Here is an 18,863-nt window from a genome sequence, read left to right on the forward strand (position 1 = left end):
GGACCTTGAGCCCCAGTAGCACCTTGAGCACCCGCTGGACCTTGAGCACCCGCTGGACCTTGAGCCCCAGTAGCACCTTGAGCGCCCGCTGGACCTTGAGCCCCAGTAGCACCTTGAGCGCCAGCCGGACCTTGAGCCCCAGTAGCACCTTGAGCACCCGCTGGACCTTGAGCCCCAGTAGCACCTTGAGCACCCGCTGGACCTTGAGCCCCAGTAGCCCCTTGAGCGCCAGCTGGACCTTGAGCCCCAGTAGCACCTTGAGCGCCAGCTGGACCTTGAATACCTTGAGCACCTTGAGGTCCAGTAGCACCTTGAGCACCTGCTGGTCCCTGAGCACCTTGAGGACCTTGAGCCCCAGTAGCGCCTTGAGCACCAGCCGGACCTTGAGCACCGGTAGCGCCTTGAGCGCCAGCCGGACCTTGAGGTCCAGTAGCGCCTTGAGGTCCAGTAGCCCCAGTAGCCCCAGTAGCCCCCGTAGCACCAGTAGTTCCTCCACCTAGGCAACCAGATCCATATCGAACTAAGATAGCTTGAATTTCTGAAATGAGTTTAACGAGATTATCGATAGCACAGCAATCAATTTTGAATAACTTAGCGATATACAATAAATAATTAAGCAGGCTTTGTAGTTCAACGTATAATGCTCCGCATGAGAAAGGTGTTGTTTTTAAAATAGTTAATAGGTTAGCAATAATAGAATTTCCGATTTGTTTTTGTGCAGGAGACAAATCTAAGCAATTAAGGAATTTCTGTAGGTTATTTAGGACATCAATCAAGTTATTGATATTAACTTGAGAATGGTTTTGAAAGACAGCTTGAATAGCTTGGCCAAGAACTTGAAGAAGTCTAACAAATTCTTTAAGTTCGGACTTAGAGATGTTGATATAACTACAAGCTCTTACTTCGCAACAATCATTACCATAAAATACTTTTCCTTTATTTTTATTGTTCATCTTTTCATTCCTTTCTTTCATAGAATAAATAGTCGTTACTATATATTAAAATGAAATTTAAATTAAATTCGTGATGGACAAACTACTATTTCTCAAAAAATAAGAAGTTTACCTACCTAACACGAACAATAAAAAAGTAGAAAAAAATCTATATGTTTTAAAGAGAATAAATTAGCATAAAAAACTCCCTTTAATTGTTAGAGTTTGCTTAACAATTAAAGGGAGTTCATAGAACAGCATTATCATTTTATAAGTTAATTGCTTCACGATTTACTTTAGGTAAAATCGGAATAGAGATAGTGAAGGTTGTGCCGTCTGGAGCACTAGTCATTTTGAGCGTACCGTTATGATTTTGAATGATTTTTTTTGTTACTGACAAGCCTAGTCCTGTTCCCGAATCCTTCGTTGAGAAGAATGGATCAAAGATATATTCTTGAATAGCTGGAGGAATACCAATTCCGTTATCTGTGAAAGTAATCCGAACGAAGTTATCTAGGCGATAACTAGTGATTTGAATAGAAAGAGGTTTTTCGCCTTGAGCATCGACGGCATTTTGAAATAGGTTTAAAAACACTTGAACAAGTTCATGTCGATCAATATGGACTAAAATATCATCTAATTCATTAGAAAAGTTATAATCAATTGAAATGTTATGCAAGAAGACTTCACTAGCTAGTAACTGTTGAATATAGTCGCGTAAAAATGTATTGATGGGAAACGGTTCTCTTGTAAATTCACGTGTTTTTGAAATCGCTAAAAATTTTGTAATAATATTATTTGCACGATCTAATTCAGGGATAAGCAAGTTTTTAAATAACTCTTTATTTGATGGAGAAACACTTTCTTGTAAAAATTGTAAGTATCCGCGTACTGTTGTAAGAGGATTTCGTACTTCGTGTGCAATTCCAGCTGCGATTCGTCCTGCTAACGAAAACTTCTCTGCATCACGTTCTGTATTTAAATAATGAAAGACACTAATAACTCTAAAAATCTCACCGTTATAATCACGAATAATTCGGTTATTTATAATGCCATAGTTTTTGTCTAAAACTTCTTCATTATATATTTCTGTTCCGGTTCTTAATGTTTCAATTGCTTTGATTTTTTCTTCCGGCAAGTTTAGTAATTGTTGAATTGGTTTTCCAATAATATCATTGCGTATTACACCGAAATCATCTGCGGCAACTTGATTACATAAAGTAATATTCCCTTTATTATCGACAAAGGTTACATGATGTGAAAAAGCATCAAAAATATGAACAAAGTGTTTTTCAAGTTGTTCAAATAAAAATAATGAATCACAAGTAAGTTGAAAATTAGCGTCTTTATTCTCTTTTGGTATTTCTTGAATGGAATGAGTTGTTCTGGTTTTCTTTATTTGTAAACCAATATGTGGATTTTTGTATGTGAAATGATGTGGTAATTGATTCACAAGTTCTTCATAAAAACGTACTTTATTTTCTAGTTCTTCAATTCGTTTTTCATGAAATACAGTAGCATTGTTTGGAAGCATAAATAAATAACCCCTCATTTTAAAAATTCTTCCATATAGTATATCATATTTTTATAAGGATACTCTTAAAGAAAAGGCTACATGATGCAAAGTGTTTGGAAAATGAATAGAAGATGAAGTTAAAAAGGGAGGGATATATGTGCTGTTCATTGGGGTGACAGGATGGGGAGATCATAATTCTTTATACATAGATTCCTATGAAAATAGAAATAAATTACGAACATATAGCGAGTATTTTCCTATTGTAGAGGTGGATAGTTCATTTTACGCGATGCAACCTGCACGAAATTATATAAAATGGGCAATGGAAACGCCGAAAGATTTTTCTTTTGTCGTAAAAGCGTATCAGGGAATGACAGGACATATGAAAGGTGAAATTCCTTTTTCTACGTTCGATGAGATGTTTGATGTGTATAAACAGTCTATTCTTCCTTTAATAGAAGCTAATAAATTAAAAACAATTTTATTTCAATATCCACCATGGTTTGATTGCAAAAAGAAAAATGTAGATTTTCTTCGATATACGAAAGAAAAAATGGAAGGTTTACCATGTGCAATAGAATTTCGAAATCAAACATGGTTTTATCCAGAAATGAGAGATAAGACGTTACAGTTTCTAGAACAGGAGAAATGGGTTCATACAATTTGTGATGAACCACAGGCTGGAATAGGTTCGGTGCCACTCGTGCTAGAGGTTACGAATTCAGACATGGCATTAATACGTTTTCACGGTCGAAATGTTCATGGTTGGCTGGATAAAGGGGAAAATTGGAGAGCGGTTCGCTGTTTATATCGCTACAACAATAAAGAACTGGAAGAATGGATTGAACGACTAGAGCAATTAAAAAAGAAAACAAAGGATATATACGTACTGTTTAACAACAATTCAGGTGGGGATGCAGCAGATAATGCGAAACAGCTTATGAAAATGATGAACATTACATATGGTGAGCCGAAGCCGGAGCAATTAAATTTTTTTGAATGATAATAAACAAGAAAGGCACTGTACAAACAGGGGGAATGTACAGTGCCTTTCTATATGAAAAAGAGGGGTAACAATGTTACTGAGCGTTTGGTTGATTCATCAATTGTTGGCTTCATAATAAATGATAATGGTTATCATTATCATTGTCAATGGTTTTTCTAAAAATATATAAAAAACTTTGTATATTTTAAATAGAGATAAAAAAAGAACAGCGATTAATGCTGTTCTTTTCCGTTGACGAATTGTTGTAAATCAAAAGGAGTTATCGCTTGGATAAATTCTTTTGAGATAAGTGTTTGAACGAGAGTGCTCTTAGAAATAGAAGCACCTGTTTTCTTTTCATAAGCTTGTTTTAATAAATCAAGTTTTTCAGCCGTTTCTTGCGGTAATTCAATTGTAAGTGTGTTCATAATTTCTCCCCCTTATTATTAGAGTACCACTACAGTATAGGAGAGACAAGAAAAGAGAATATGAAATATAAAAAAGGTTACCATTTTTTTATATGGTAACCTTTTTTATGTATAAGAGCTATTAAGCAATACCGATATACTTTAAAGTTTTTGATGGAGTACTGTGATCAAAGAAGTGTTGTAAAAATGCAATATCAACACCTGATTTGTATGCACAATAGCCCCAAGTTTTTCGAAGTGTATGTGAGCTAATCCCTTCTAATCCAACTTCTTTTGCAGCTTTGTTTAAAATGTACCATGCATGTTGTCTCGTAATAGATTTTGTTCCTTTTTGAGATTTTAACAATGGTTCATTACGTTTCCAAGTTTTACGTTCTTTCATGTAGTCTTCGATTGCGTGCTGTAAGTCTTCATTTACAGCAAACCATTTATGTTTCTTCACTTTTTCATTGTAAAATAAAATGGAATGGCGAACATTTTCATTTTCATCGATTACATCACTAACTTTTAATTGTAAGATTTCACTTACTTTTAAGCCAGAATTTACAGCTAATACGAATAATAAGCCATCGCGTTTCGAAGATTGTAAAAGTATATTTTTGATAGTTTCTAATTGTTTTTCGTTTTGAATAGGTTGTCCTGCTTGTTTCATTTCACGCACTCTCCTCTTTTATATGTGTAAAGGAAAGGATTAACTTGTTTCTTACTATAAAGGGAGAGTGTGAATTTCATGTGAACTCCTAGTGAAATTAAGACAAATTATTTGACTTCTTTTACTTTTTGTAAATTGAAATAGAATACAACACTGTTAGTCGTATTATACACACCGTACTCGGCATGATGGAGGTCTAAAATGTTTTTTACAATAGATAATCCGAGACCGGTACCTCCGGTGTGACGGCTACGAGATGCATCTAGACGATAGAAGCGATCCCAAATTTTTTCAAGACTTTCTTCAGGGATAGGGTTTCCTGTATTTTCGATTTCGACTTTTACGGTATCTTCTGCTTCTATAATGGAGACTTGTATTTTTTCTCCATCTGGCGTATAACGAATTGCATTACTTAGTAAGTTCACAACTACTTGCTCAATACGACTACGATTTGCTTTAACAAGTATAGAAGGGTCTGCATCGACGTTCACTTGTAAATGCTTTTCTTCCATGCTAAATAATAATTTTGTATAGACTTGTTGCGTTAATTCACCGATTGAGAACGTCGTCATATCTAGTTTGTAAGTACCAGATTCTAACTTTGCTAATTCTAACATTTCAACAATCAGCCTGTTCATATTTTCTGTTTCTTCTAAAATAACATCAGTATAATACGATGTATCTTTACTAACACCATCTTTAATTCCTTCTGCAAAACTTCTAATTACACTTAGAGGTGTTTTTAATTCGTGTGATACGCCAGAAATGAATTCTTTTCTTGTTTTCTCTAATTGACGTTCACGTTCAATATCTTGTTGTAACTTTGTATTGGCAACATTTAATCGATCGATTCGATCTTTTAAATTTACAGATAATGTATTGATACTGCCGGAAAGCCCGCCAATTTCATCGTCGGCTGTAATAGGTAATTTCTCGCTGAAATCAAAATTAGCCATTTTTTTTGTAACACGATTCATTTTAATTAATGGCTTAACAATGATTTTTGAGTAGTAGAAGGATAACAAAATAATAACGAGAAACACGATGATTAAGGCATAAACATAATAATCTTTTAAAACGAGCATCGCTTCATTAACAGGCTGCAAAGATGCTATCGCAAAAGCGTATTCTGTAATCTTTCCGTTTTCCATAATAGGCTTTACAAAGATACTATTTTTTATATTTTCTCCGCCATCTAATATGAAAGTGTTTAATTGGTTCGAGTTAGAAGTACCATCTCTAATAATATCTGCAAAATATTGAACGGCTTGTAATGTTTCAATATCATTTGCAAGACGAACCTCAGCTTTGGATGGGAGCTGTAACTTAGTTATAACACCTGTAAAGACGATGCGAGTTGTAGATTTGTATCGGCTCCCAAGTCTATTCTTAGAAGGGTTACCATTAATTGACTGGAAATCCGAATAGAAATGTTCGTTTTGCCATTGATTGTAATTCGTTCCTAATTTTTGTGGTGTGATTATATTATTTTCTTGTACGACTCCATCAACATTGATTATTACATCTTTTTTTAAACCTAAATTTTCGAATTTATTATATTCTTCTGGTGTTAAAAGATTATTGAGTGGAATGGAATACTGTTTAGTATCGTTGGGATTATATACATCGATATAGTAATTGTTATCACTTTTAATAATACCGTTAGAATCCAAAAACTGCATATCGGCATTTGTTTTATCATGAAATTCTTGTTTTAGTTTTCTAACTTTTTCATAACTTTTATCACTTTTGTCATAATTATCTACGAATTTTTCAAAAGCAGTTTGGACTGTTTTTACTTTTTTATTAATATAAAATTTCTCTAAAAATAGAGATTGTCCTAGGAAAAAAAGTAGGAATATGATTGTAAATAAAGTTGATGTTAATAAAAATAGTTTAAAGACGATACTTCTGTTTTTCACTGCGTCACCTCTTATGAGAAATACTGTAAATGATTTCTTTATCCCGCTTTAACCGGCAATAAGACTCCCACTTCAAAATTCGGCAAATACAAGAGAGTTAGGTGGGAGATCAACTGCCCGTAAAAGTCCGATTGGCTCAACTCATAATCAGTGGGGAATGGGAAAAATCCCCACTGATTAAAGTTTCACTTTATTATAACAAACGTTACAAGAAAGTAGAGGGGAGAAATCTGTCTCTTTATAAAATAGTTATTTATAAAAAGTCACATAAAAAGAACTCACCAGACGTATGACGAGTTCTTTAATGTATTATTGTTGAATTGCTGCATCTAAAGCAATTTCAATCATTTCGTTAAATGTAGTTTGACGCTCTTCAGATGTTGTTTCTTCGCCAGTGAAGATGTGATCGCTAACTGTTAATACAGATAATGCATTTACACCGTATTTCGCTGCTAATGTATAAAGAGCAGTTGTTTCCATTTCTACTGCTAATACACCGTAATCTCCAAGTTTTTTAACCATGTCCATGCTTTCGCGATAAAACACATCTGCTGTTAAAACGTTACCGACACGAACGTGTAATCCTTTTTCAGTTCCAGCATCGTAAGCTTTCTTTAAAAGATCAAAGTTTGCAGCTGGCGCGAAATCAAATCCTGGGAATGTTAAACGGTTCATATTAGAATCAGTACAAGCCGTCATTGCGATAATAACATCACGAACTTTTACATCTTTTTGAATTGCACCGCAAGTTCCAACGCGAATTAAATTTTTAACTCCGTAGCTTTGGATTAATTCGTTTACATAAATAGAAATAGAAGGAACACCCATACCTGTACCTTGAACAGATACACGTTTTCCTTTATAAGTTCCAGTGAAACCTAACATACCACGTACGTTATTATAGCAAGTAACGTCCTCTAGAAATGTTTCAGCGATATATTTTGCACGTAATGGATCACCAGGTAATAGAATAGATTCAGCGATTTCGCCTTGTTTTGCTTCGATATGTACACTCATGAAAAGTCCTCCTTATAATGTATTGATAGAAATCAATATCATTTGCATTATACACTACGAATCCTTTCAATTAAAATCTTTTTATTATTTGTAATATGTGCAAAATAGGAGGATTTCATAAATCATAATCTAGAATATATATCTTAAGAAGTTTTGTATGAATAGAGACAATAAAAATGGTAGGTGATGTTTTGAAAAATCTTGTCATTGGGCTTATTGCGTTAGTACTTATTGTGGCAGGAGGATTTTACATAAAAAAATATCAAGAAAACGAAGAGACTGTAGGAGATGTTCAGGAAGTAAAGTGGGATGTTTCAAATGGAAAGGGAAATGAAAAAGTAGATATTGTATTTCAGTTGTTAAACAAAAAGAATAATGAAATTCGTGGTGTAAATGATCAAATTCGGGCAGTGATTGTAGACGGACAGCTAAAAAACATACAACAAATTAAACCTACATTTGCAGGGAACGGGTCATATAAGTTATCTTCCAAAATAGCGAAAGACGAAGAATATACAATATTTTTATACGAAGATAAAAATAAGTCCGTAGAGTCATTCGCTAGGAAAGATTTTGGTAGAACGAAAGAGGAGAACAATAAGAAAAAAGTGAAATTTCCAATCGACAGTGTACTTACAAAAAAAATAGGAGATTATGAAGTTTCTCTTTTATTTGGAGCATTACATCCGAATGAACCAGTTACGTTAACATTTCAGTTTCAAGCGAAAAAGGGTGAAAAATTGAAATTACATTCAGAGAGAGGAGAAGTAGAGTCACTCTATATCGTGGATGAAACGAAGGAGAACTTTTTATACGCTATGCCTGTAGATACGGATGAGCAATTACAATACCGGATTACATTTCCTGCCGAGGGCACGTATAAAATGTGGGGGGATTTCTATATAAATGGTAAGAAGTATGAAAAAGAATTTATTGTACAAGTGCAAAAAAGAAAAAACAGCTAAGAATTTAGCTGTTTTTTCTTTTTCCTATTAATTTTGTTACAGAGAGCATTGTAATTGGTAAAGAATGATTCTTCCTAAATGCTAAATATTTACCGCTCCATGCTGGTTTATATTTTTCTTTAAAATGTCGTAATCCGCTGAAACTATACGTATAACGAACGTTATTAAAGATTGCAGCAGCCACTCGTTCAGACCAGAAAGACTGTGTAGATAAACCAACATTTGAAAGTGGTGCCATACCAATATTAAAGGAGTGGTATTCATTTTCTTTTGCCCATTGGAATAAGTGGATGAAAATTGCGTCCATAATGCCGCTAGGCGCATCGGGATAATATCGCATTAAATCGACAGATAATGATCCGTTTTGATATACGGGCATGAATGTTGTGAATGCAATAATTTTTCCATCTGCATCAGATAATGTTGCGATAGGAGCGCGACTAATATATTCACGATCGAAGTATCCGAGTGAAAAACCTTTCTCTTTTTTTCCACCAAGCCATGCATCTGAAACTTTTCTTAATTCTTCATATAATTCGTCTGAGAAAGGTGGCTCGTGAATAGAGAATGTATAGCCTTCTCTTTCAAAACGGTTGAAAGTAGCTCGCATGCCAGCACGTTTCTTTCCTGTTATTGTAAATGTATTTAAATCAACAACAGCTTCTTCACCGAGCTTAAAGAAGTTATAACCAAAATCGTGATATAAACTCATCCATTTGCTTTCAATTTGGTAGAATACACAAATGTATCCAAATCGATCAGCCTCAGCTAAAAACTCTTGCAATACAGTACGATAGGAGGAAGGGTCCCCAATTGGATCACCTAGTACAATAAGTCGTTTTCCAGTTATTGAGAAGAGAATGAGAGCTTTTCCATCGCTACTGAAAAAGAACTGTTTATCTCCTAAAAAACCTAAATGACTAAGTACATTTCCGCCATGTTCATCTAAGAAGTTTTGTAATCTTTTATCATTAGCTGGTTGCCCGGGAAATTCATTTCGATAACGATTTGCAATGAGTGAACCAATTAGTAAAAAAGTAGGAACAAAAAAGGCAGCTGCTAATGCACTTCGTTTCACTTGTGTAATATTACGAACGACAAAATCAGGTTTGAATGCTTCTTTTGCACCTGCAAATAAAATACCTAAGTTTTTATATAAATATAACGTTACAAGTAGGAATATAAAAACTTTTACGATATCGGAAAGTGAGACTTCCATTTTCTCACGTACAAACCTTTTACGAAGCATATACAATACAGCGAGTACGATTAATAAAATAAACGTTTCTTCAACATCAATTCCTTTTAGTGTATTAAAAATAGCAGCTCCAATTAAAGAAACAATCGTCATATAATAAGAACGTTTTGTTCCGTAATATATTCCCCGTGAAAGAATGAGGAGGAGAATACCGAATGTTAGCGATAAGCTAAAAGAAAATTGAATAAGGTGTTTTGGAGCTAGAATATGTAAGGCGTGTGCCCGATTTATACTTGTCGGTAGAATGGTTGATAAAATAACCATTAAGCCAGCAAATACCGTTAAAGCAGCAGATGCCCAAGAACCTAACTTTCCTAGAAAGTCACGCTGCAAAGTCCATATAACACCAGTTGTCTCTAGTGCAGGCGCAATAAAAGGTTTATCTTCAAACTTTTTAATGGCTACTCCTGTCATTTCAAAAGCTGCAAAAATGAGACCAAGGCAGAATGGTAAGATGTAATAGACGAGACGATATAATAACATAGCAGGGAGTAAAACACCTGTATCGATGCCGTATTGCCCAAGCCCAGTTAAGAAGACAAGATCAAATGATCCAAGGCCACCAGGAACAAGACTAACGACACCAGCTAAAGCAGCAATGACATATACGCCTAAAAACTTTTGGAATTCGATTTCAATGCCAAATAATAGTAATATGACGTACATAACAATACCAGCAGATACCCATTCGACTAATGAAACTAATGAGTATAAAACAGTTGGATTTTTCTCCTCTTCTTCTTGTCCCTCTGTTTGCGTCGCTTTTCTATTTTTTAATTTAGAAAATCCAATATATATAGGGACGAAAAGAGCGAAGAAGATAAGAACAGGCCATAGCCATGGTTTTTCATGTAAAATAAATCTCGTGTCTAATATTCCGATAAGACCAAGAAATGAAAGAATGGCTAATCCATTAATAAAGGCAGTTGTCATCCAAGCGATACTTTTAATAAGTTTTCCATTTTCTTTTATGTATGGACGATAAAGCATTGTGCGTACGCCGGCTCCAACGAGACCGCCAAACCCGATAAATCCATTTAAAGTATTAGCAATCCACGAGATACGGAAAATCTTTTGGACAGGGATATCAGCTTTTAAGTAACGAAGCATAACATAGTCATAAAAGAACATTGTTGATACAGCAAATGCACCAAGTGTAATTGCTAAAAAGACTCCTCCAGTTGGAATGTTTTTGATTGTATCAATCGCTTCTAAAAAAGAAATGCCCGCTAATTCTTTTTTTGCTTGAAAGAATACAATTGTTAATACAACAAATGGGAAGATAATTTTCCCGATTTGTAAGAAACGTTTCCATGAAAACGACATAAATACAACTCTCCTTGTGTAAGAAAACTGAGACAATAATATTATTATGACAAACTTCAAGAAAAATAAAAAGGTAAATTCCTGTATAGGGGAGCTATTTTTTATATAGGTATATTTAAAAGAATATTTTGTTTATCAGAAAATTAAGTTAGAATAAGATGAAAGAAGGAGGAGGAGTATATGATTATAAAAGGTTATGTAGGATATGAGTTAGAAAAAGCGAAACCTAATACATCAGAAGACTTTTTTAACAGATCTGAAGTGACATATATATTAAATGATAAAGAGAAAACTTTTTCGGTTTTATACGTTCGATATTTTGAAGAAGTTTTACAAGAAATTACTCCTTTTGAAGGAAATCCAGTGTATAAAGTAGAAGAACAAAACATATATTTGCGCGATATTGTAGCGATATGTTGTTTAGTGAAAGATAGGGAGCTTCGTGCGCAAAAACGTTTGTATTTAAATAATATGGAAGAATTTCAACAATATTTTGATGAGGGAACGGTGTCGAAAGTACAAGAAATATTGGCTGAATTACATAAAAATAAAAGAGTAGAAATAGCGTGAAATGGCAAAGGAGAGAGAAAAAATGTCTAATTTGATGGTTGAAAATCAAACAGAACAAGTTTCTATATTTTTAGAAGATGCTATTTATTTGATAACCAATTATGTAAATTATCATACGTTGCCTTCTTTATTAGAGGAGACACCGGCAGGGAATGAGCAATATTATAAAGGGTTATTAGCATCAATGAGACGACTTCTCGTTTTTTGTGAAGAAGGACATGATGCATGTTTTGTTTTGTTGAATAGTCAGCCATTTCGAAAAACAGCAGCTGAAAAAATTTTATATAAAATTTACCATCAAGTAATTGCAGAGTTTTTTTCACCGAAGAGTGATTATTGGTATGAAAATAGTCGGTCTGCATATACAGGAAAAAATTCTATCGTTTTTCAACAAACACCACCTGCATCTTTGGGGCAAGTGATGAAGAGTTTAGAAGGTAAATTTCAATTGATGCGTGAAGAACTAGAATATTATGAGACGGATTATCAGACAAAGATGTTACACAAATATTGATTGAGAAAAAGAAGCTAAGGTGACTTAGCTTCTTTTCCTTTTGTACAGTTATATAAGGGATTTTCGTTGAATATAGTTAAGTGGATAGCATTAGGGAGGTGCAACATGAATCAGCAAGGTGTATTTACAGATTACTTTCATGAAGTAGAAAATTGGTGTGAAAGTGTTCTTCATGTATTAGATAGCCGCGCAATGGAAGTGTATGATGTCCATATGCTTGCTTATAAAATTCAGACGTTATTAGAGCGTATGAAAGAGCATGAGTATGAAACAGATGCAGAGTTTATGTATGAAATAAGCGATGATGTAGAACATATTCAGCATCACTTGCAGGAAGTATTTATGCAAGAAGAAGAGGAGTATGAATTATATGAAAGAGGGGATAGTGAACGAGCTGTTCCAATTGGAGGACATACACTCCCACCATTACCTTATCCGTATAATGCGTTAGAACCGTATATTTCTAAAGAAATTATGATGTTACACCATGATAAACATCATCGTAGTTACGTGGAAGGGTTAAATAAAGCAGAGAAGATGATGGAAGAAGCGAGAAAAACAAATCAATTTGATTTAATTAAGCATTGGGAAAGGGAAGCGGCTTTTCATGGATCAGGTCATTACTTACACACAATATTTTGGAATAACATGAAAAAAGATGGTGGTGGAAGTCCAAGAGGTGCTTTTTCACAACAAATCGAACAAGATTTTGGGAGCTTTTTACGTTTCCAAAAACATTTTACAGAAGCGGCCTCTAAAGTAGAAGGTTCAGGCTGGGCAATTCTCGTTTGGGTGCCCCGGTCTGGAAGGTTAGAAATTTTGCAAAGTACACTTCATCAATTATTTACACAATGGGATACGATACCACTTCTTGTACTAGATGTCTGGGAACATGCGTATTATTTACAATACCAAAATCGAAAAGATGAATATATTAAAAACTGGTGGAATGTTGTAAACTGGCCTGATGTAGAAAAAAGGTTTGAAACTGCGAAACAAATTGAATGGACACCATATTAGACGCAAATTCCCTGCGTCTTTTTTAATGGAAGCAGAAGGAAGATTTCGTTCATATTTTAAAAGGCCAAGCATACACTTGTACAAAAAGTGCCAAAAGGACGTGGGGGGAAATATGAGACGAATTTGTGTAATCATTACGCTTCTTATTATGTACGCAAGCGTTATGCCGATTCCTACATATGCAAAGATGAACAGCAATGTCAGTGCTCGAAATGCTGTATTAATGGAGCAACAGTCTGGTCGTGTATTATACGGAAAAGCAGAACATGAGCCGCAAAAAATTGCTAGTATAACAAAAATCATGACCGCCTTGTTAGCTGCTGAATCAGGGAAGATGAAAGAAATGGTATCAGTTAGTAATGAAGCGGTGAGAGTGGAAGGATCGGCAATCTATTTAAAGCCTGGACAAAAAGTGAAGTTAGAAGATTTAGTATACGGACTTATGCTTAGATCTGGTAATGACGCAGCGCAAGTAATTGCTGAAAGTGTGGGTGGGAGTATAGATGGATTCGTATATTTAATGAATGAGAAGGCAAAAGAAATTGGAATGAAAGATACTCACTTCTCAAACCCTCATGGTTTAGATGGAGATGGATCACATTATTCGTCGGCTTACGATATGGCATTATTAACAAAATATGCAATGGGGAACGAGAACTTTAAGAAAATCTTTGGAACAAAAACGTATAAATCAGATTCTTGGGATTACCCGTGGAAAAATAAACATAAGCTGGTGACATCTTATTATGAATTTGCAACAGGAGGAAAAACAGGCTTTACGAAGAAAGCAGGAAGAACGCTTGTTACAACGGCATCAAAAGATGGACTAGATTTAATTGTCGTAACTTTGAGTGCTTCTAGTGACTGGGATGATCATATGAATTTGTTTGATAAAGGTTTTGAACGTTTCAAACAAACGAAAGTTTTAGGACAAGGAGCAATTGCTGAAATAAATGAAAAGAAGTATGCCAACCATGTTTATACGAAAAATGGTTTTTCAGTACCGTTAACTGAAGAGGAAAGAAAGAACGTGGTATTAAAAGTTGAACTTGATAAAAGTGCAAATCTTAAGGACGGAGTAAAGGTTGGAAAGACAGATGTTTATGTTGGTAATGAGAAAGTTGGAGAACGGAATTTATTTTATAGTAAACGGAAGTTAGTAGCTACAACGGGACTTTACTGGAATAATGTGAAAGAGATTTTTTCTTACATGATAGGTGTTGGGAACGATGGTTAATCTCGTATGGGTAGCGATGGCTGTTATTGGGATTGTATACGCCATGATAAACGGAACGATGGAAGAAGTGAATAAAGCTGTATTTGACGGGGCAAAAGATGCAGTAACGATTTGTATAGGACTTATTAGTGTTTTAGTATTTTGGCTTGGTTTAATGAAAATTGCAGAGGAAGCGGGACTGTTAAAAAAGTTAGTTACACTTTTTATGCCGATAGTAAAGAGGTTGTTTCCAGAAATACCGAAGGATCATCCGTCCATGGGATTTATTTTATCCAATATGATGGCAAACTTTTTTGGTCTAGGTAATGCAGCAACTCCTCTTGGTATTAAAGCGATGGAACAACTAAAAGAGTTAAATGGAGGAAAGGATTCGGCGAGCCGTTCTATGGTGACGTTTCTAGCATTAAATACATCGGCTATTACATTAATTCCTACGACAGTCATTTCAATTCGAATGACGTATGAATCAGCGAATCCTACTGAAATTGTTGGGGTAACTTTTATTGCACAAGTACTTTCTATGATTGGAGCAATTTGGATTGACCGCTATTTTTACCGAAGAAGGAGTAGAAAGGGGCGGAAAAAATGAGTATTGTAAATACAATTTCCTTATGGGTAATCCCTTGTGTAATTGGTTTTATCCTTTTATATGGGACGATAAAGAAAGTGCCGACGTATGAATCGTTCGTTGAGGGAGGAAAAGAAGGGATTCAAATTGCAATTTCCATTTTACCGTTTATGGTTGGAATGCTTGTGTCTATTTCTATATTCCGATCGTCAGGTGCGCTAGATGCAATGATATCAGTAATGAAGCCAATGTTAGATTTAATTCATGTTCCAGCAGAAATCGTTCCATTAGCACTAATACGCCCTATTTCTGGCTCTGCTGGTCTAAGTATTACGACTGATTTAATTGCCACATATGGGCCAGATTCATTCATTGGGAGATTAGCTTCTACGATGCAAGGGAGTACAGATACGACTTTTTATATTTTAACAGTATACTTTGGAGCTGTTGGTATTAGAAAAATGGGAGATGCATTAAAAGTAGGTCTTTTTGCAGATTTAATCGGAATTATTTGCTCGATTGTCTTTGTTTCTCTATTGTTTCAGTAAAGCTATTCATTTTTTATGCTATTTCGCGTATAATACGTATACGACCACTATTAAGGTGTAGCTTAATAGTGGTTTTTTTATGCAGTATTTTTGACAAAATGATGAACTTTTATTGTGAGAAATATGAAAAATATGGACAATAATAAAGGATAAAAACATGATTTGACCTTTATATGTTTATTATCATCGCTATGTTGTTTAAGTGAGATGGAGCGAATAACCGTAAAGCGTATGCGGTTGCCAAGTCTTTCTAATGTAAGGTAAGATAAATTCGAGGTGAAAAAAAGAAATGGAACGATTACAAAAAGTGATTGCGCAAGCAGGTATTGCATCGAGAAGAAAGGCTGAGGAATTAATTCAGCAAGGAAAAGTAAAAGTTAACGGAAAAATAGTGAAAGAGTTAGGAACAAAAGTAACTCCTCAAGATAAAGTAGAAGTAAATAACATCCCTCTTGAAAAAGAAGAACCTGTTTATTTTTTACTATATAAACCAACTGGTGTAATTTCAAGTGTATCAGATGATAAAGGTAGAAATGTTGTAACAGACTTTTTCCCTGAAATTACACAACGTTTATTCCCAATCGGACGTCTAGATTATGATACGTCAGGAGTATTATTAATGACAAACGACGGGGACTTCGCAAATATATTAATGCATCCTAAATATAAAGTTGAAAAAACGTATGTTGCAAAAATAAAAGGTCCACTAACAGGTGAGAAAATTCGTATGTTAGAACGCGGTGTTGCACTAGAAGATGGTAAAACAGCACCAGCACATGTGAAAATCATTTCTTGGGACAAGCGTAAAGAGATGGCTATTGTACAATTAACAATTCATGAAGGACGTAATCGTCAAGTGCGTCGTATGTTTGAAGCGTTAGACTGTAAAGTAGTGAAATTAAAACGTGAACGTTATGCTTTCTTAGAAGTAGGAAGCCTGCGACCTGGTGATGCGAGAGAATTGACACCACATGAGGTGAAACAATTACGCGCGCTTGCTTCTACAAAGCCAAGATAAGCTATAGAGTTAAAAATTCACCAGTGGAGTGCTCTGCTGGTGATTTATTCAATACAACATTTACAGAAGATAATACATAACATTTACCGAGGAGAGGAGAGGTAATATGAAGAAAAATCGCTTATTATTTCGCGTTATTATTCTACTCATTTTATGTGGTGCTGTAGGATTTACCCTTTATCAAGGATTCTTTGCTAATAAAGAGAAAATGCAAATCGGAAAAGAAGCACCTAACTTTGTTGTGACGGATTTAGAAGGGAAGAAAATTGAACTAAAAGATTTAAAGGGGAAAGGTGTATTTTTAAACTTTTGGGGCACGTGGTGTAAACCTTGTGAAAAAGAAATGCCTTATATGAATGAGTTATATCCAAAGTATAAAGAAAAAGGCGTTGAAATCATAGCGTTAGATGCAGATGAAACGGATATTGCAGTAAAGAACTTTGTGAACCAATATGATTTGAAATTCCCAGTTGCAATTGATAAAGGACAAAAGATTATAGGAACATATGGAGTAGGTCCATTACCGACAAGCTTTTTGATTGATAAAGATGGAAAAGTAATGGAGCAAATTATAGGTGAACAAACGAAAGAACAGTTAGAAGGGTATTTAAAGAAAATTACTCCGTAATAAAGAAAGCCTTTACATAAGAGGTGCGTGTCTATAGTGCCTCTGGTTTAAAAATTCTGAGTATTGCGGTAACTCGAGGTTAGAATATACAATAGTACATATAGATACAGGGGCGGTGAGAGTGTTGAAAGAAATTAAGTGTGAATGTGGACATGTTAATCCGATAGGAACCGTTTTTTGTGAAGCTTGCGGGAAACCATTTGAAAGCAATGAAAATGCAAAACTATTGGATATGCGCTATGAGGGGAGTGCACGGAGATCTCTCACGCAAACAAAAACGATAGTCGATAAAATTTGGAGCTTTTTCTCTTCTGTAAAAGTGGGTGTATGGCTAATCGTTATAACTTTAGCTGCATCAGCGATAGGAACTATTTTTCCGCAAGAAATGTACATAACTCCAGGGATTGCACCAGCTGAATATTATAAACAAGAATACGGATTTTTAGGACAATTATACTATCAATTAGGATTTAATAATTTATACGGTTCATGGTGGTATATGATTTTGATTGCTTCTATCGGTATTTCACTTGTGATATGTAGTTTAGACCGCGTTATTCCGCTTTATAAAGCTTTGAAAAAGCAAGGCGTAAAAAGACATCCTAGCTTTTTAAAGAGACAGAGAATATATGGGACTGGTACACCGCAAGATGGTGACCTGGAAACAGTGCAAAAGAATTTAAAGAAAAGAAACTATAATGTGAAAGTGGAAGACGGAAACGTTTTAGCAGAAAAGGGACGCTTCTCGCGTTGGGGTCCATATGTAAATCATATCGGTCTTATTATCTTTTTATTCGGTGCGATGCTTCGTTTTTTACCGAGTATGTACGTAGACGAAGCACTTTGGTTACGTGATGGTGAAACGAAAGAAATACCAGGGACGGATGGACAATACTACTTAAAAAACGAGAAATTTATAAAAGAAGTTTATGATAAAAGTAAGGACAAGGAAGTTTTTGAGGAAGCGATTGATCGTGTAGGCGATAAAATGATTGCGAAAAACTTCCAAACGAATGCTGTATTATATAAAGCTGTGGGTGAAAATATAGTAGGGCAAAAACCAAAGTTGGAAAAAGTAAAAGAAGCGGAAATTCGAGTGAATGAACCACTGAAATTTGATCAATTTGCAGTGTATCAAGTGGATTATAAAGAAAGTGAATTTAAAAGTATGTCCTTCAACTTGCAAAATAAAGAAAATAATCAAAAATGGGGACCGATTAAAGTAGATTTAACGAATCCTAAGGAAAAATATGATTTAGGAAATGGTTATTCTCTAGAACTATTAAGCTATTTTCCTGATTTTTATTTTGATGAGAATGGAAAACCAAATACAAAAACGAAATTACCGAACAATCCTGCATTTGTATTTAAAATGTTTACACCTGAAACACCGGATGGTGAAGTGAGTTTTGTTGGTATTCAGCAAAATATAGAACCTGATGGAAACAACAAATACAAAATGTCGTTTGCAGGTGTTGAAATGCAAAATGCAACAGCACTTACTGTAAGAAAAGATTTAACGCTTTGGATTCTCGGTATTGGAGGATTTATATTTATGGTTGGTGTCATTCAAGGTATGTATTGGAATCATCGCCGTATTTGGATACAACGGGTTAATGATGAATGGTGGATTGCAGGGCATACGAATAAAAATTGGTTCGGTTTAAAGAAAGATATTGAAAGAGTAATAGAAGGTACAGCAATTCCACAGCCAAATGATAAAGTAATTGATAAAAAAATTAGTTAAGGTGGGGAAACG

Annotated in this window: 18 protein-coding genes; 11 read left to right on the plus strand and 7 right to left on the minus strand. The window is 34.8% G+C overall.

The annotated features are described in order from the left end of the window. Nucleotides 1-953: collagen-like repeat preface domain-containing protein (locus tag RT27_RS05415; protein WP_043935491.1), on the minus strand; the 953-nt coding region annotated here is incomplete at its 3' end. A 247-nt stretch (nt 954-1,200) separates the two neighbouring features. Beyond that, nucleotides 1,201-2,466: an ATP-binding protein gene (locus RT27_RS05420; RefSeq protein WP_043935492.1), complete on the minus strand. Its 1,266-nt coding sequence runs from the start codon at nt 2,464-2,466 to the stop codon at nt 1,201-1,203. A gap of 139 nt (nt 2,467-2,605) precedes the next feature. On the opposite strand from RT27_RS05420, the gene RT27_RS05425 reads away from it, so the two are divergent. Further along, complete coding sequence (locus tag RT27_RS05425; RefSeq protein ID WP_016082293.1) at nt 2,606-3,451, plus strand: DUF72 domain-containing protein; 846 nt, start codon at nt 2,606-2,608, stop codon at nt 3,449-3,451. Between the two features lie 215 nt (nt 3,452-3,666). On the opposite strand, the gene RT27_RS05430 is transcribed toward RT27_RS05425, so the two are convergent. From RT27_RS05430 to deoD, 4 genes are all read right to left on the minus strand, one after another. Beyond that, nucleotides 3,667-3,861 (minus strand): DUF3924 domain-containing protein, encoded by a 195-nt coding sequence (locus RT27_RS05430; RefSeq protein WP_029441834.1) that lies wholly within the window; start codon nt 3,859-3,861, stop codon nt 3,667-3,669. A gap of 121 nt (nt 3,862-3,982) precedes the next feature. Continuing rightward, nucleotides 3,983-4,513 (minus strand): tyrosine-type recombinase/integrase, encoded by a 531-nt coding sequence (locus tag RT27_RS05435; protein WP_000806236.1) that lies wholly within the window; start codon nt 4,511-4,513, stop codon nt 3,983-3,985. A 107-nt stretch (nt 4,514-4,620) separates the two neighbouring features. Then, a complete protein-coding gene (locus RT27_RS05440; RefSeq protein ID WP_016082291.1) occupies nt 4,621-6,435 on the minus strand; it encodes a HAMP domain-containing sensor histidine kinase in 1,815 nt (604 codons plus the stop codon). A 309-nt stretch (nt 6,436-6,744) separates the two neighbouring features. Beyond that, on the minus strand, nt 6,745-7,452 hold the full coding sequence (gene deoD, locus RT27_RS05450; protein WP_000110707.1) for a purine-nucleoside phosphorylase: 708 nt from the start codon (nt 7,450-7,452) through the stop codon (nt 6,745-6,747). A 176-nt stretch (nt 7,453-7,628) separates the two neighbouring features. Here deoD and RT27_RS05455 point away from each other — a divergent pair, with 176 nt between their 5' ends. Beyond that, nucleotides 7,629-8,417, plus strand: a complete 789-nt coding sequence (locus RT27_RS05455; protein ID WP_043935494.1) for a hypothetical protein — start codon at nt 7,629-7,631, stop codon at nt 8,415-8,417. A 4-nt stretch (nt 8,418-8,421) separates the two neighbouring features. On the opposite strand, the gene mprF is transcribed toward RT27_RS05455, so the two are convergent. Next, nucleotides 8,422-11,001, minus strand: a complete 2,580-nt coding sequence (gene mprF, locus RT27_RS05460) for a bifunctional lysylphosphatidylglycerol flippase/synthetase MprF (protein ID WP_000010853.1) — start codon at nt 10,999-11,001, stop codon at nt 8,422-8,424. Nucleotides 11,002-11,181: 180 nt separating this feature from the next. On the opposite strand from mprF, the gene RT27_RS05465 reads away from it, so the two are divergent. The 9 genes from RT27_RS05465 (at nt 11,182) to resB (ending at nt 18,851) form a co-directional block, all read left to right on the plus strand. Next, nucleotides 11,182-11,571, plus strand: coding sequence for a hypothetical protein (locus RT27_RS05465; RefSeq protein WP_000584361.1), 390 nt, complete (start codon nt 11,182-11,184; stop codon nt 11,569-11,571). Between the two features lie 22 nt (nt 11,572-11,593). After that, nucleotides 11,594-12,085: a YpuI family protein gene (locus RT27_RS05470; RefSeq protein ID WP_029441840.1), complete on the plus strand. Its 492-nt coding sequence runs from the start codon at nt 11,594-11,596 to the stop codon at nt 12,083-12,085. A 105-nt stretch (nt 12,086-12,190) separates the two neighbouring features. Then, nucleotides 12,191-13,105, plus strand: coding sequence for a superoxide dismutase (locus tag RT27_RS05475; RefSeq protein ID WP_001075742.1), 915 nt, complete (start codon nt 12,191-12,193; stop codon nt 13,103-13,105). Nucleotides 13,106-13,217: 112 nt separating this feature from the next. Next, complete coding sequence (gene dacB, locus RT27_RS05480) at nt 13,218-14,342, plus strand: D-alanyl-D-alanine carboxypeptidase DacB (protein WP_029441841.1); 1,125 nt, start codon at nt 13,218-13,220, stop codon at nt 14,340-14,342. Next, nucleotides 14,335-14,931, plus strand: coding sequence for a spore maturation protein SpmA (gene spmA / locus RT27_RS05485; protein WP_000247811.1), 597 nt, complete (start codon nt 14,335-14,337; stop codon nt 14,929-14,931). Before dacB ends, spmA begins: the two co-directional genes overlap by 8 nt. Then, a complete protein-coding gene (gene spmB / locus RT27_RS05490; protein ID WP_000029514.1) occupies nt 14,928-15,458 on the plus strand; it encodes a spore maturation protein SpmB in 531 nt (176 codons plus the stop codon). The genes spmA and spmB overlap by 4 nt, the downstream gene beginning before the upstream one ends. 289 nt (nt 15,459-15,747) lie before the next feature. Further along, nucleotides 15,748-16,476, plus strand: a complete 729-nt coding sequence (gene rluB / locus RT27_RS05495; protein ID WP_029441842.1) for a 23S rRNA pseudouridine(2605) synthase RluB — start codon at nt 15,748-15,750, stop codon at nt 16,474-16,476. Between the two features lie 106 nt (nt 16,477-16,582). Next, complete coding sequence (resA, locus tag RT27_RS05500) at nt 16,583-17,104, plus strand: thiol-disulfide oxidoreductase ResA (RefSeq protein WP_016082287.1); 522 nt, start codon at nt 16,583-16,585, stop codon at nt 17,102-17,104. Nucleotides 17,105-17,225: 121 nt separating this feature from the next. After that, nucleotides 17,226-18,851, plus strand: coding sequence for a cytochrome c biogenesis protein ResB (resB, locus tag RT27_RS05505; RefSeq protein WP_029441843.1), 1,626 nt, complete (start codon nt 17,226-17,228; stop codon nt 18,849-18,851). The last annotated feature ends 12 nt before the right edge of the window (nt 18,852-18,863 follow it).

Source organism: Bacillus sp. L_1B0_5, assembly GCF_000836715.1.
Classification (GTDB): domain Bacteria; phylum Bacillota; class Bacilli; order Bacillales; family Bacillaceae_G; genus Bacillus_A; species Bacillus_A thuringiensis_S.